The following is a 14,117-nucleotide window of genomic DNA, read 5'->3' on the forward strand; positions in this document are numbered from 1 at the left end:
CCATCGTCAACCGATGCTCCACCTCATCACCTAACTACTGGGTACCTGCCATGCAGCCCGACCACCCGTCCTCGTCCTCTTTGCCCACGCAGCCCGCTGCGGCGCCTGCCAAGGCGTCTGGTGTGGCTTCGTCCGTCTGCACTGATTCCACCATTGAGGTGGCCCAGGGGCAGGACGTGGCGGTGCGCATGTACGGCCGCAAGAAGACCGGCCACACGTCGCCGGTGGTCGTGCACTTCCATGGCGGGGCCTTCATGTCGGGCGACCTGGACAACGGCTGCACCGTGGCCTCGCTGCTAGAGAGTGCCGGGTCGGTGGTGGTGTCGGTCGCGTATCCGCTCACGCCCTTTCCGCAGCCGGTGGACACGGGCTACGGGGTGCTCAAGTGGGTGCACAAGCACCGCACCAAGCTTGGCGGGCAGGGCGCTGCCGTGTACCTGGCGGGCGAAGAAGCCGGGGGCAACCTGGCGGCGGCTGTGGCGCTGATGGCACGCGACCAGTCGCACCCTCCGCTGGCCGGGCAGATTCTGCTGTCGCCCATGCTGGACCCCTGCGTGGGCACCGCGTCGCTGCGCGAGGCCACGGGGGATTCCACCGGCTGCAAGTGGACCGAAGGCTGGCGCAACTTTCTGCGCTGCCCGCGCGATGCTGAGCACCCCTATGCCGTGCCGGCCGGTGCACAGCGCCTGGCGGGGCTGCCACCCACGCTGATCCTGGTGGGCGACACCGACCCCATGCACGACGAGGCGCTGGCCTATGCGGCCCGGCTGGAGGCCGCCGGCCTGCAGGTCACCCGCCATGTGTTCTCCAAGAACCCGCAATGGCCCGATGCCCTGCTGCAGACTGGCCCGCACGAATGTCCGTGTGCGGCGGGGGCGCAAGAGCAGTTCCGGCAGTTCTTTGCCGCCACGCGAAGTCCGGTGCCGTCCTGACGACGGCCCCTGACACCTTCTCACACCCCTGACTGCTGCTGACCTCCACCCCGGTGGAGGCAGAGAAACGCGGGCTCTGCGCGAGCCCCACTCCCTTTTTGCACCTTGATTTCCGGCCTGGCGTGCCGGAGGGGAAGCGCTTGCCTGGCGTTACCCGCTCCGCACGTCCTGCGGCCCACGTTAGCCATTCAAACAACACGGAGGAAAGAACACACCATGCATGCATTCCTGACCACACCGGCCTGGGGCGACTGCCATAGCGCACCCGGCCGCACCGTCTTTTGACGATTCCCTGCAGGCCGCCCTGGTGTTTGTCGCCGGGGTATTGACCTTTCCACCGTGTCATTGCCGAGACTGCATCCCGCCCCCTTTGCATTGACCCCTGCCTAGCGCAGCCCACAGGCGCCAGCGCACGGCAGACCCATTTCACAGCGTGCTTCACAAGGGCACACCTACTGATCGAAAGTGACCATGAACTTCCCATCCTTCTCCAAGTTCTCCCAGCGCCGCCCCCTGGGTCTGGCCACCCTTGCCACGGCCTTGACGGCCACCGTGGCGGCTGCCGTTCTGGTGTTCCAGGCGCCCGTGGCGCAGGCAGATAGCGCCCCTGCCGCACCCCCTGCCATGCCGGTGTCGGTAGCCGCCGTGCTGCAAAAAGACATCGCCCTGTGGGACGAGTTCTCTGGCCGACTCGAAGCCGTGCAGCGCGTGGATGTACGCCCCCGTGTCTCGGGTGCTGTGCAGGCCGTGCACTTCCGCGAAGGCTCGCTGGTCAAGCAGGGCGACCTGCTGGTGACCGTGGACCCGGCCCCCTACGCCGCCGAGGTGGACCGCGCCGAAGCCCAGGTGGTGGCCGCGCAGGCCCGCCTGTCGTACACCCGCAGCGAGCTGGAGCGTGCCACCCGCCTGCTGGACGAAAAAGCCATTGCCCAGCGCGAGCATGACGAACGCCTGAACGCCCAGCGCGAGGCCGATGCCAACCTGCGTGCGGCCCAGGCTGCGCTGCAGACCGCCAAGCTGAACCTCTCGTACACCCAGGTGCGTGCCCCCGTGGCGGGCCGTGTGGGTCGCATCGAAGTCACGGTGGGCAACCTGGTGGCGGCCGGTGCGGGCGCCCCCGTGCTGACCACGCTGGTGTCGGTCAGCCCCATCTACGCGAGCTTCGACACCGATGAGCAGATCGTGGTGAAGGCCCTGGCGGACCTGCAAAGCGGCCAGCGCGGCAACAGCGCCCGCCAGCTCATCGAGCGCATCCCGGTGCAGATGGGCACCGGCACCACGGGCGGCACGCCGCACGCCGGCCGCTTGCAGCTCATCGACAACCAGGTTGATGCCAAGAGCGGCACCGTGCGCGTGCGCGCCGTGTTCGACAACGAAGACGGCTCGCTGATCCCCGGCCAGTTCGCCCGCATCCGCATGGGCCAGGCCCGCAACACGCAGGCGCTGCTGATCAACGAGCGTGCCGTGGGCACCGACCAGAACAAGAAGTTCGTGATGGTGGTGGGCGAGGGCAACAAGGCCGAGTACCGCGAGGTCACCCTGGGCGCGCCGATTGACGGCCTGCGCGTGGTCACCTCGGGCCTCAAGGCGGGCGAGAACATCGTCGTCGCCGGCCTGCAACGCGTGCGCCCCGGTGCCGTGGTCGCGCCCCAGTCCGTGCCCATGACCGCCAAGGCCGAGATTGCGGGTGATCGCAAGGAAGCCAAGAACAACAGCAAGTCGCCCGCCGCCTGAGCGTGCGAAACAGCGACGCAAGGAATTTGCATCCATGAATCTGTCCCGCTTTTTCATCGACCGCCCCATCTTCGCCGGGGTGCTGTCGGTGCTCATCTTCCTGGGGGGGCTCATCGCATTGCGCGGTCTGCCCATCTCCGAATACCCTGAAGTCGCGCCGCCCTCCGTGGTGGTGCGCGCACAGTACCCGGGCGCCAACCCCAAGGTGATCGCCGAGACCGTGGCCACGCCGCTGGAGGAATCCATCAACGGCGTGGAAGGCATGCTCTACATGGGCAGCCAGGCCACCACCGACGGCGTGATGACGCTGACGGTGACGTTTGCCCTCGGCACCGACCCCGACAAGGCCCAGCAGCTGGTGCAAAACCGCGTCTCGCAGGCCGAGCCGCGCCTGCCCGAGGAAGTGCGCCGCCTGGGCGTCACCACCGTCAAGAGCGCGCCGGACCTGACCATGGTGGTCCACCTGGTTTCGCCCAACAACCGCTACGACATCGACTACCTGCGCAACTACGCTGTGCTCAACGTGAAGGACCGCCTCGCGCGCATCCAGGGCGTGGGCCAGGTGCAGATCTTTGGCGGTGGCGACTATTCCATGCGTGTATGGCTGGACCCGCAGAAGGTCGCGCAGCGCGGCCTCTCGGCCAGCGATGTGGTGACCGCCATCCGCGGCCAGAACGTGCAGGCCGCCGCCGGCGTGGTGGGCGCATCGCCCGGCCTGCCCGGCGTGGACCTGCAGCTGTCCATCAACGCCCAGGGCCGCCTGCAGACCGAAGAAGAGTTCGGCGACATCATCGTCAAGACCGGTGCTGATGGCGCCGTGACGCGCCTGCGCGACATCGCCCGCCTGGAGCTGGGCGCGGCCGACTACTCGCTGCGCTCGCTGCTCAACAACGACCCGGCCGTGGGCATGGGCGTGTTCCAGGCCCCCGGCTCCAACGCGCTCGACATCTCGGCCAATGTGCGCAAGACCATGGACGAGATCCAGAAGAACATGCCCGAAGGCGTGGAGTACCGCATTGCTTACGACCCCACACAGTTCGTGCGGGCGTCCATCCAGTCCGTGATCCACACGCTGCTCGAAGCCATCGCGCTGGTGGTGCTGGTGGTGATCCTGTTCCTGCAGACCTGGCGTGCTTCCATCATCCCGTTGCTGGCGGTGCCGGTGTCGGTGGTGGGTACGTTTGCCGTGCTGCACCTGCTGGGCTTTTCGATCAACGCACTCTCTCTGTTCGGCCTGGTGCTGGCCATCGGCATCGTGGTGGACGACGCCATCGTGGTGGTGGAGAACGTGGAGCGCAACATCGAGGCGGGCCTGACCCCGCGCGAGGCCACCTACCGCGCCATGCGCGAAGTGTCCGGCCCCATCATCGCCATCGCGCTGGTGCTGGTGGCCGTGTTCGTGCCGCTCGCTTTTATCAGCGGGCTCACCGGCCAGTTCTACCGCCAGTTCGCGGTGACGATTGCGATCTCCACGGTGATCTCGGCCATCAATTCGTTGACTTTGTCGCCCGCGCTGAGCGCCTTGCTGCTCAAGGGCCACGACGAGCCCAAGGACGCGCTCACGCGCGGTATGGACAAGGTGTTTGGCGGCCTGTTCCGTGGCTTCAACCGCATGTTCCATCGCGGCTCCGAGGCGTACAGCGACGGCGTCAAGCGCGTCATCGGCCGCAAGGCGCTGATGTTCGTGATCTACCTCGCGCTGGTGGGTGCCACCATGGGCCTGTTCAAGATCGTGCCCGGCGGCTTCGTGCCCGCTCAGGACAAGCAGTACCTGATCGGCTTTGCGCAGCTGCCCGACGGCGCCACGCTGGACCGCACGGAGAACGTGATCCGTCGCATGGGCGAGATCATGAAGGAGAACCCGAATGTCGAAGACGCGATCGCCTTCCCCGGCCTGTCGATCAACGGCTTCACCAACAGCTCGAACTCCGGCATCGTGTTCGCTACGCTCAAGCCCTTTGCCGAGCGCACCCGCGCCGACCAGAGCGGTGGCGCCGTGGCGGGCCAGCTGAACCAGGCGTTCGGCAGCATCCAGGACGCGTTCATCGCCATGTTCCCGCCACCCCCAGTGGCGGGCCTGGGCACCACGGGCGGCTTCAAGCTGCAGATCGAAGACCGCGCATCGCTGGGCTACGAAGCCATGGACAATGCGGTGAAGGCCTTCATGGGCAAGGCCTACCAGACGCCCGAGCTGGCGGGCCTGTTCACCAGCTGGCAGGTCAACGTGCCGCAGCTGTACGCCAACATCGACCGCACCAAGGCGCGCCAACTGGGCGTGCCGGTGACGGACATCTTCGACACGCTGCAGATCTACCTGGGCAGCTTGTACGCCAACGACTTCAACCAGTTTGGCCGCACCTACAGCGTGCGCGTGCAGGCCGATGCAGCCTACCGCGCGCGGGCGGAAGATGTGGGCCTGCTCAAGGTGCGTTCCAGCACCGGCGAGATGGTGCCGCTGTCGGCGCTGATGAAGATGGAGCCCAGCTTTGGCCCCGAACGCGCCATGCGCTACAACGGCTACTTGGCTGCCGATGTGAATGGTGGGCCTGCGCCCGGTTATTCATCGGGCCAGGCGCAGGCAGCCATCGAGCGCATCGCCAAGGAGACGCTGCCCCAGGGCATCACCTTCGAATGGACCGAGCTGACCTACCAGGAAATCCTGGCCGGCAACTCTGCCGTGCTGGTGTTCCCGCTGGCCATCCTGCTGGTGTTCCTGGTGCTGGCCGCGCAGTACGAAAGCCTTACGCTGCCCATCGCCATCATCCTGATCGTGCCCATGGGCATCCTGGCCGCGATGACGGGCGTGTGGCTCACCAAGGGCGACAACAACGTGTTCACGCAGATCGGGCTCATCGTGCTGGTGGGGCTGTCGGCCAAGAACGCCATCCTGATCGTGGAGTTTGCGCGTGAGCTGGAGTTTGCCGGGCGCACCCCCGTGCAGGCCGCCATCGAGGCCAGCCGACTGCGGCTGCGCCCCATCCTGATGACCTCGCTGGCCTTCGTGATGGGCGTGCTGCCCCTGGTGCTGTCCACTGGCGCGGGCGCCGAAATGCGCAGCGCGATGGGCGTGGCGGTGTTCGCCGGGATGATCGGGGTGACGGCCTTCGGCCTGTTCCTCACGCCCGTGTTCTACGTGCTGCTGCGCAAGCTGGCGGGCAACCGCCCGCTGGTGGAGCATGGTGCGCATGTGGCGCCCATCTCGCACGCCCCGGGTTCTGGTGGTACGGCCCACCCCGTGCTGGCCGCGTCGCGCAAAGAGCACGAGTGATGCTTCTGACCACGGTGACAACACAAATTTTTGTGGCCCTCGCCACGTGCTCCGCGCTGCCGATTGCAGCGGGTGCAGCGGCCAGGGCAGGAGAACAACCATGACCGATTTGCTTTTGACAAAAAACTCCACCGACGGAGCCCTCGCAGGGCGCAAACGCAGCCTGCTGGCGCCCCTGGCCGCCGCCCTGGTGCTGGCCGGTTGCATGACCCAGCCCGTGGCCCCCGCGCCGCATGCGGGTGTGCCTGTGCCCGCCAGCTTCACGGCAGGGGGCGATGCGTTGCCCACAGCCCCCTGGACGGTGGCGGCCCCCGCTGAGGCGCAGCCGCGCGGCGAGTGGTGGCTGGGCTTTCAAGACCCGGTGCTGGCCGACCTGGTGCAGCGCGCGGGCACGGCCAACACCAGCATCCAGCAGGCGGCCGCACGGCTGGCCGAGGCGCGCACGCTGCTGCGCTCGGCCGACGCCGCGCGCTCGGTGCAAGTGGGCGCATCGGCGGGTGTGACGCGCCAGGCGGGCGCTGCCACCACGGGCAGCGCTGCCCCTGCCACGCTGGGTACGGCGGGGCTCAACGCCTCGTACGAGCTGGACCTGTTTGGCCGCCTTTCGCAGACCAGCGACGCCGCGCGCCTGGACGCCGATGCGCGCGAAGCCTTGCTGCAAAGCACGCGCCTCATGGTGCAGGCCGATGTAGCGCAAACGTACTTGCAACTGCGCGCCGTGCAGGCCGAGCAGGTGCTGGTGCAAGAGAGTCTGGCCGCGTACCAGGACACCCTGCGCCTCACGCAGCGCCGCCTGCAGGCGGGCGACGTGGCCGAGCTGGACGTGGCCCGTGTGCAGACCGAGGTGGCCGCCACCGAGTCTGATGCACTGGCCTTGCAGCGCCAGCAGGCCCTGCTCACCAATGCGCTGGCCGTGCTGGCGGGCGAGGTGGCCAGCGGCTTTGTGCTGCCGCCAGCGACGGGCGATGCTGCGTTGCCCGTGATCCCACCGGGCGTGCCCGGCACGGTGCTGGCGCGTCGTCCTGATGTGTCGGCTGCGCAAGCCGCTGTGCTGGCCGCGCAAGCCCGTGTAGGTGTGGCGCAGAAGGCGTGGTTCCCGGCCGTCACGCTCACGGGCAATGCGGGGCATGCGTCGCCCGAGTTGGGGGACCTGTTCAAGTGGTCGGCTCGCGCCTGGGGCGTGAGTGCGCTGCTGTCGCTGCCGATCTTTGACGGCGGCCAGCGCGATGCCCAGATCGAAGGTGCCAAGGCACGCCTGGAGGCTGCGCTGGCGGACCACCGGGGGCAGGTGCTCAACGCGTTTCGTGACGTGGAGGACCAGCTGACCTCGCTGCGTTTGCTCTCCGGCCAGGCCGAGGCGCAGGGGCGGGCGGTGACGGCTGCGCGGCGGGCGACGCAGTTGTCGGATGTGCGGTATCGCAATGGGCTGGTGAGCCAGCTGGAGTTGCTGGACGCGCGGCGCAGCGAGTTGCGCAATCGGCGGCAGGAGTTGCAGGTACGGACGGCGCAGTATGTGGCGACGGTGGGGTTGATTCGGGCGCTTGGGGGGGCGTGGGGGGATCAGCCTGCGGTGAAGATGGCTGCGGTGTCGCAGTAGCTTTTTTCGCGGATTTGGCTGCTTGCGCTAGTGGGATATGCGGTGGTTGCTATTGATTTTGTAGTATTGGTTTTTGTGCGCTGATTGAGCCGCATGCCTCGGTTGAGTGCGGAGGCCGGGAGTCGCCCCGGCGGGCGAGGTACTTTTCTTTGCTTCGCCAAAGAAAAGTACCCAAAAGAAAGGCGACCCCCAGTCTGCGACCCCTGCGCTTCGCTACGGGGCCAACCTGCGGCGGGTCGGTTGCGGGGTGCGCCGCAGAACTCACTGCGCGCTGGCGCGCTCCGTTCAGACAACTGCGGCGAGTCAGTTCACGAAGCATGGGCGCTTCGACGCCCATGCTCACCCCACATCCGCCCCGCCGCAGGCGCAGCCAGCAGGGGTGGGGATCCGAACATCCAGACAACCGAACAGCCGAACAGCCGGACATCCATTCGGGCCATCGCTGCGCTCGGCTTGGCCTGCGCAGCGCGTGGCGCTTGCGCCCGCGAGAATGGGCCGAGCGAAGCAAAGGCCCGTGTGGATGTTCTGCCCCCTTTGCCCCTCTGGATGCGCCGAGGAGCGCAGGGTTTGGCGGATCAGGGCTCGCGATTGTCTGAGCGAAGTGAAACGGAGCGAGTTCGAGCGAGACCCCGCCAAACCCGAGCACCGCAGGTTGCCCCGGAGCGCAGCGCAGGGGACGCAGACAGTGGGGTCGCCCTTTCTTTGGTTCCTTTCTTTCGGCGACGCGAAAGAAAGGGACTCGCCTGCCGGGCGACTCCCGGCCTCCGCCCTCAACCTAGGCATGCGGCCAGCTCAGCGCCCCCAAGAAAACACTACAAAATCAATAGCTACCAGTGCATATCCCACTAGCGCTTGCGGCCAAAAAAGCTCAAAAACCTCAGCTCACCCCTTCAACCACCCCCTCAACCTCCCCACGCCTTCCTCCAATCTCCCCACATCCCGACTCGCAAAACACCACCGCAACCACCCCGACGCCTCTCCCCCAAACGCACTGCCCGGCGCCAACCCCAACCCCGCCTCCCGCACCAGCCGCTTGGCCAGCGTCAGGCAGTCGTCATGCCCGTCGATGTGGAAAAACGCATACATCCCGCCACGCGGCGTGGCCACCGACACTCCCGGCACATCGGCCAGCAACGGCACCAGCGTGTCCCGGCAGTTGCGCAGATGGTTCACCAGCGCAGGTGTCACCTCCTCCGTGCGCTGCAGCGCCACCGTGGCCCCACGCTGCACAAACACCGGTGCGCACGAGGTGTTGAACTCGATCAACTTGCCGACGGCATGCGTCAGCGACGGCGGCAGCACCAGCCAGCCCAGACGCCAGCCGGTCATCAGGAAGCTCTTGGAAAAACTGTGCGTCACCACCAGCCGGTCTTCCGGCTCGGCCACGTCCAGAAAGCTGGGCGCGGCGCCGTTGAGCGTATCGCCCGCGTAGTACAGCCGCTCGTACACCTCGTCCGCCAAAATCCACGTACCCGTGCGGCGGCAGTGCGCCAGGATGGTGGCTTGCTCCTCGCGCGTCAGCGTCCAGCCCGTGGGGTTGTTGGGGGCGTTGATGACCAGCAGGCGCGTGGTGGACGTGATGGCACTGAGCAGTGCGTCCATGTCCAGGCGCCAAGCGCCCTGTGAGTCGGCCACCAGCGGCACGGTGCGCACCTGCGCACCCAGAATGCGCGGCTGCGCCACCAGGTTGGGCCATACGGGCGTGACCAGCACCACTTCGTCGCCCGCGTCCACCAGGGCCTGCACGGCCACCATTAGGCCGTTCACGCCGCCCGATGTGACTGCTATGCGGTCGAACCACGCATCGGTGTGCTGCTGCGGGTGCAGGCCGTGCATGTAGCCCGCAATCGCGTGGCGCAGTTCGGGCAGGCCCAGGTTATGGGCATAAAAGGTTTCACCGTGCTGCAGCGACGCAATGGCCGCCTCGCGGATGAAATCGGGAGTCACCTCGTCGCTCTCGCCAAACCAGAACTTCAGCACATCGCTGCGTCCCAGGCCTTCGTTGGCCACTTCGCGGATGCGCGACTCTTCGAGGCTTTGGACTACTTCTCGCATGCAATCTCCTTGAAATACACAGCCATCATCGCAGGCGTATAGTCGTTTTTTTGATTTTTTCACCACAGTGGCTGACCAACCAACGCTCATGACCTATCCCAACACCCAGCTCTTCATCGCAGGCCAGTGGCAAGACGCCGCCGAAGGCAAGACCCTTGCCGTGTTCAACCCCGCCACGGGCAAAGAAATCGGCCGTGTGGCCCACGCCACCAAGGTGGACCTGGACCGCGCGCTGGACGCCGCACAAAAGGGCTTTGAAGCCTGGCGCGACATGCCCGCCGCCGAGCGTGCCAAGACCATGCGCCGCGCCGCCGCCCTGATGCGCGAGCGCGCCGAGGCCATCGCTGCCATCATGGTGCAAGAGCAGGGCAAGCCCCTGGCCGAAGCCAAGGTCGAGACCATGGCGTCCGCCGACATCATCGAATGGTTTGCCGACGAGTCGCTGCGTGTGTACGGCCGCATCGTGCCCTCGCGCAATCTCAAGGCCACGCAGATGGTGCTGAAGGACCCGGTGGGCCCCGTGGCGGCCTTCACGCCGTGGAACTTCCCCATCAACCAGGTGGTGCGCAAGCTGGCCGCTGCGCTGGGCGCAGGCTGCTCCATCCTGGTCAAGGCACCCGAAGAAACCCCCGCCAGCCCGGCCGAGCTGATCCGTGCGTTTGCCGATGCGGGCGTGCCCGCAGGCACCGTGGGCCTGGTCTATGGCGACCCTGCTGAAATCTCCAACTACCTGATTCCGCACCCCATCATCCGCAAGGTCACGTTCACCGGCTCCACGCCCGTGGGCAAGCAGCTGGCGGCATTGGCCGGCAAGCACATGAAGCGCGTGACGATGGAACTGGGCGGCCACGCACCGGTCATCGTCGCGGAAGACGCCGACCTGGAGCTGGCCATCAAGATCGGCAGCGGCGCCAAGTTCCGCAATGCGGGCCAGGTCTGCATCTCGCCCACGCGCTACCTGGTGCATGAAAGCATCCGCGCCGACTTTGCGGCCGCGTTCGCCAAATATGCCCAGGGCCTGAAGGTCGGCGACGGCCTCGCGGCTGGCACGCAGATGGGCCCGCTGGCCAACCCGCGCCGCATCACTGCCATGGCCGATTTGCTGGCCGACGCGGTGCAGCAGGGCGCCAAGGTGCTGACCGGTGGCGAGCGCATCGGCACCGAGGGCAACTTCTTCCAGCCCACCGTGCTGAACGATGTGCCCCTGTCGGCCCGCATCGTGAACGAAGAGCCCTTTGGCCCCGTGGCCGCGATTCGCGGGTTTGAGAAGATTGAAGACGCCATAGCCGAAGCCAACCGCCTACCGTTTGGCTTGGCGGGTTATGCGTTCACCTCGTCGCTGAAGAACGCACACCTGCTGGCCCAGCGCCTGGAAGTGGGCATGCTCTGGATCAACCAGGCCGCCGCCCCTGCGGCCGAGCTGCCCTTTGGCGGCCTGAAGGATTCGGGCTACGGCTCAGAGGGTGGCCCGGAGGCCATCGAGGCGCACCTGAACACGCGCCTGGTGTCGATCATGAACGTGTAACCATCGCGATCTTTGCTGCTTGGACACAGGCCCCCGGTGCCATGGGCATCGGGGGCCTTTTTGCTTTTGGAAGACTGCACAGGGCGGCACAATGGCGTGGCGTTGAAGACCTGCGGCCACCAAAGGTGGCAGTTACCCACCGTCCCCCATGTCAGGAGTGCCCCGCCCATGCTGCCCCGGCAATGCCTCGCCCTCATCATTGCGCTGGCCTGCGTGCCCCTTGCCTGGGCGGGCGAGGAGAAGGAGAGCTCCAGTCAGCGGCCCGGACTGTTCTTTGCCTGGCTGTCGCCCGACGATGGCCCGGTGTGGGCACACTTTGAGAACCCCGCGCACCTGCAGCAACTGGTGCGGCACTGCAATGCCCGTACGCCGGTATTTGCGCTGCAATCAGGCACCCGCTACCAGTGCAAGGCAGAACTGCCGCCGAAGTCTGCCGGGCAGGAAGAACCCTACGCCGCAGCCCTGACCGTGCAGGGGCCCAGGCCCCAGACAGACAACCCGCAGTACCGGCTCTTCGCCCTCACGCCGCCGCGCACGCCCCAGTGGCTGGTTGCCAAACCCGACGCCGAGCAGCTTGGCGCACTGCAGTCGTTCGTGCAGTCGGACGACCGCCGGTTTGGCGCGCTGCGCCGCCAGCTCCAATGGGGTGCTGCACGCACGATTCAGCAGCCCCAGGGCGCACGCACCACCGTGGTGGTGCCTGGCAGGGTGGTGCGCGACCCGGACGCTTTTTACGGAGCCCAGCGGCACCATGTTTTTGTGCGTGGCAGTAGCGGCTATGCCTACATGGGCGAGGTGCCCGGCAAGCCCGACAGCTACGTGGACATCGACGGCAACGACCTGCCGGGCCTTGTGGTGTCTGAGGGGTGTGACGGCTGGTGCGTATCGCTGTGGGGCCTTACGGGCGGGCTGCGGCAGGTAGCGAGGTTCGGCGGGCACTGAGTTCGCACCCGCACAGTACGGGTTCTCAGCGCTGTTTCACCGGGTCGTACACGCAGCGAAAGCCGATGTACACCGCATAGAAGTCCGCAGGCTTCCAGGCCTCGACATCCGCGCGCATTTGCGAGGCGGGATACCACCAGGATCCGCCCATCGTGCGCCGCTCGTCGCCACGCGCATCGGCCGCCCATTCCCACACATTGGCGCCCATGTCGTGCAGGCCGTTCACTCCGGCCACAGTGGCGTTGACGGGCGCGGCGCGGGGCCAGGGGTCGGGGTCGCTGGTGTTGGCGCCCTGCGGGCTGTGGCCCGTGGTCCAGGGGTAGGTGGTGCCACGCACCCAGGGCGTGGGTGGTTGGCTGCGCAGCTCGGTAAAGCCGGCGGTGCGCCACTCGGCGGCGGTGGGCAGGCGGCCGCCGGCCCATTGGCAGTACGCCTGGGCCTCGGTGTGGGTGAGGTGCACGGCGGGCAACTGGTCGGTGTCGGGCGGTGAGCCGTCGGGGCGCTGCCAGGTCCAGCCCGCGCGGCGCTGCCAGCCGCCCACGTATTCAAAACCGCCGCCTTCGCGCTCGGCACGGGTGGTGGTGCCGGTGGCCCGCGCGTAGCGCGCAAACTGGGCGATGGTGACTTCGGTCTTGTCGATGCGCAGGCCGTGCAGGTCGTCCAGCACCACGGGCGCTGGGGTCTGGGCAGATGCGGCCAGGGCCCAGAACGCCAGGGTGGCGATGACTGCGTGGCGCGGTGTTGGCATGGTCCTGTGCTCCCCGTTTCACAGCCAGGCAGCCATTGCCGGGCCTGTGTGGCGCAGAGTATCGGCCGCTGCAAAAGCCTGTGGGCGGGGCTGGGTTTGCAGTGGCTGAACGGCCCTGTGGGGGGCGCCGGGTTGGGTGGTCGGCGCCGCGTCCGCCCAAGGGCTGTGTGCCTTTTCCAACCGGTAGCAGGCATAAAAAACCCCGCACTCCCAAAAAAAGGAGTGCGGGGTAATTGGCTGTGTGTCTGCCCTCCCACCAGTCAGGGCAGCAGCGTGTGGGGCGCTATCAGAAGTTGTGGCGCACGCCCACGGCGAAGGAGCTGAAGTCGTTACCCGGAGCCGACACGCCGTAGGTGGCTGCCTGGCTGTTGTTGATGCGGGTGTAGTACGTGTAGATCTTGGTGCGCTTGCTCAGGTTGTAGTTGTAGCCCAGTGTGTACTGGGTGGCGGCGCTGTTGGACACGTTGGAGTAGTTGCCAGCACGGCCCACGTTCACGTGGAACTCGGACACACCCATGATGTAGGCGGCCGACAGGCGCAGGTTGGTGCGGTTGCCGCCGTTGGCGATGAACACGTTCTTGTCGCGTTGCACGTAGGCGCCCATCACGAAAGGACCGGTGGAGTACGAAGCGCGCACTGCGAACTGGTTCTGGTCGCCCAGCTTGGAGTAACCAGCGCCCAGGCCCAACTTGCCGATTTCGTAGTTGGCAGCCAGGTCCAGGCTGTTCTTGCCGCCGGTGCCGCTGGGCTGCTCGTGCTGGGCCCAGCCGGCTTCGAACGTTGCGCCGCCCAGGCTGGGGGTGCGGTAAGCGATCTTGTTCACGTCACGGGCGGGGTAGGCGTACAGGGCGTCAGCCGACGAGCCGGTGTCGTGGTTGTGGTTGCTGATGAAGTCGGCCGTGGCGTAGTACGACTCGGACGTGAAGTTGCCCAGGCGTACCATGCCGAAGCCGCCGGACAGGTTCACTTCGCTCTGGCGGGCAAAAATGCCGCGCGAGTCGGAAGCGCCGGAGCTGGAGTCAAAGCCGCTTTCCAGTTGGAAGCCAGCCATAAGGCCGCCGCCCAGGTCTTCCTGGCCCTTGAAGCCGAAGCGGGAGGAGTTGTTGAACAGACCGGTCTTGGAGACATCGCCGTCTTTTTGGTGTTCGAAGGTCGTGTTGACCCGGCCGTACAGGGTGACGCTGCTCTGTGCAAAGGCAGCAGACGTACCCACCAGGGCCAGCGCGGCGAGGGCGCAGCGGTTCAATGTTTTCATTCGCGAGGTTCCTTAAATCAAATTTTGTTTGACGACAAATAATCACCGGCCAAAAACGCAC

Annotated in this window: 9 protein-coding genes; 6 read left to right on the forward strand and 3 right to left on the reverse strand. The window is 66.7% G+C overall.

All coding sequences use genetic code 11. The features are described from left to right. The first annotated feature begins 50 nt into the window (after positions 1-50). From ACT531_RS09700 to ACT531_RS09715, 4 genes are all read left to right on the forward strand, one after another. A complete protein-coding gene (locus tag ACT531_RS09700) occupies positions 51-932 on the forward strand; it encodes an alpha/beta hydrolase (RefSeq protein ID WP_476017274.1) in 882 nt (293 codons plus the stop codon). Between the two features lie 471 nt (positions 933-1,403). Then, positions 1,404-2,666: an efflux RND transporter periplasmic adaptor subunit gene (locus ACT531_RS09705; RefSeq protein WP_476017275.1), complete on the forward strand. Its 1,263-nt coding sequence runs from the start codon at positions 1,404-1,406 to the stop codon at positions 2,664-2,666. Between the two features lie 34 nt (positions 2,667-2,700). Beyond that, positions 2,701-5,934: an efflux RND transporter permease subunit gene (locus ACT531_RS09710; RefSeq protein ID WP_476017276.1), complete on the forward strand. Its 3,234-nt coding sequence runs from the start codon at positions 2,701-2,703 to the stop codon at positions 5,932-5,934. A 100-nt stretch (positions 5,935-6,034) separates the two neighbouring features. After that, complete coding sequence (locus tag ACT531_RS09715) at positions 6,035-7,531, forward strand: efflux transporter outer membrane subunit (protein WP_476017277.1); 1,497 nt, start codon at positions 6,035-6,037, stop codon at positions 7,529-7,531. 882 nt (positions 7,532-8,413) lie between these two features. On the opposite strand, the gene ACT531_RS09720 is transcribed toward ACT531_RS09715, so the two are convergent. Further along, entirely contained in the window at positions 8,414-9,586 is a 1,173-nt protein-coding gene (locus ACT531_RS09720) for a pyridoxal phosphate-dependent aminotransferase (protein ID WP_476017278.1), read from the reverse strand. 88 nt (positions 9,587-9,674) lie between these two features. On the opposite strand from ACT531_RS09720, the gene ACT531_RS09725 reads away from it, so the two are divergent. Further along, positions 9,675-11,111 carry an NAD-dependent succinate-semialdehyde dehydrogenase gene (locus ACT531_RS09725; RefSeq protein ID WP_116749398.1) on the forward strand — a complete coding sequence of 479 codons (1,437 nt, stop codon included), beginning with the start codon at positions 9,675-9,677 and terminating at the stop codon, positions 11,109-11,111. A 168-nt stretch (positions 11,112-11,279) separates the two neighbouring features. Continuing rightward, positions 11,280-12,053, forward strand: a complete 774-nt coding sequence (locus ACT531_RS09730) for a hypothetical protein (RefSeq protein ID WP_476017279.1) — start codon at positions 11,280-11,282, stop codon at positions 12,051-12,053. Positions 12,054-12,078: 25 nt separating this feature from the next. On the opposite strand, the gene ACT531_RS09735 is transcribed toward ACT531_RS09730, so the two are convergent. Further along, complete coding sequence (locus ACT531_RS09735) at positions 12,079-12,801, reverse strand: formylglycine-generating enzyme family protein (protein ID WP_015013362.1); 723 nt, start codon at positions 12,799-12,801, stop codon at positions 12,079-12,081. A 286-nt stretch (positions 12,802-13,087) separates the two neighbouring features. Then, complete coding sequence (locus ACT531_RS09740) at positions 13,088-14,056, reverse strand: porin (protein ID WP_015013363.1); 969 nt, start codon at positions 14,054-14,056, stop codon at positions 13,088-13,090. Between the last annotated feature and the right edge of the window lie 61 nt (positions 14,057-14,117).

It is taken from the genome of Acidovorax sp. DMC1, assembly GCF_056314325.1.

Coding starts and splice junctions, on each gene's coding strand:
- ACT531_RS09700 (WP_476017274.1), top strand. CDS start 51: ATGCAGCCCGACCACCCGTCCTCGTCCTCTTTGCCCACGCAGCCCGCT.
- ACT531_RS09705 (WP_476017275.1), top strand. CDS start 1,404: ATGAACTTCCCATCCTTCTCCAAGTTCTCCCAGCGCCGCCCCCTGGGT.
- ACT531_RS09710 (WP_476017276.1), top strand. CDS start 2,701: ATGAATCTGTCCCGCTTTTTCATCGACCGCCCCATCTTCGCCGGGGTG.
- ACT531_RS09715 (WP_476017277.1), top strand. CDS start 6,035: ATGACCGATTTGCTTTTGACAAAAAACTCCACCGACGGAGCCCTCGCA.
- ACT531_RS09720 (WP_476017278.1), bottom strand. CDS start 9,586: ATGCGAGAAGTAGTCCAAAGCCTCGAAGAGTCGCGCATCCGCGAAGTG.
- ACT531_RS09725 (WP_116749398.1), top strand. CDS start 9,675: ATGACCTATCCCAACACCCAGCTCTTCATCGCAGGCCAGTGGCAAGAC.
- ACT531_RS09730 (WP_476017279.1), top strand. CDS start 11,280: ATGCTGCCCCGGCAATGCCTCGCCCTCATCATTGCGCTGGCCTGCGTG.
- ACT531_RS09735 (WP_015013362.1), bottom strand. CDS start 12,801: ATGCCAACACCGCGCCACGCAGTCATCGCCACCCTGGCGTTCTGGGCC.
- ACT531_RS09740 (WP_015013363.1), bottom strand. CDS start 14,056: ATGAAAACATTGAACCGCTGCGCCCTCGCCGCGCTGGCCCTGGTGGGT.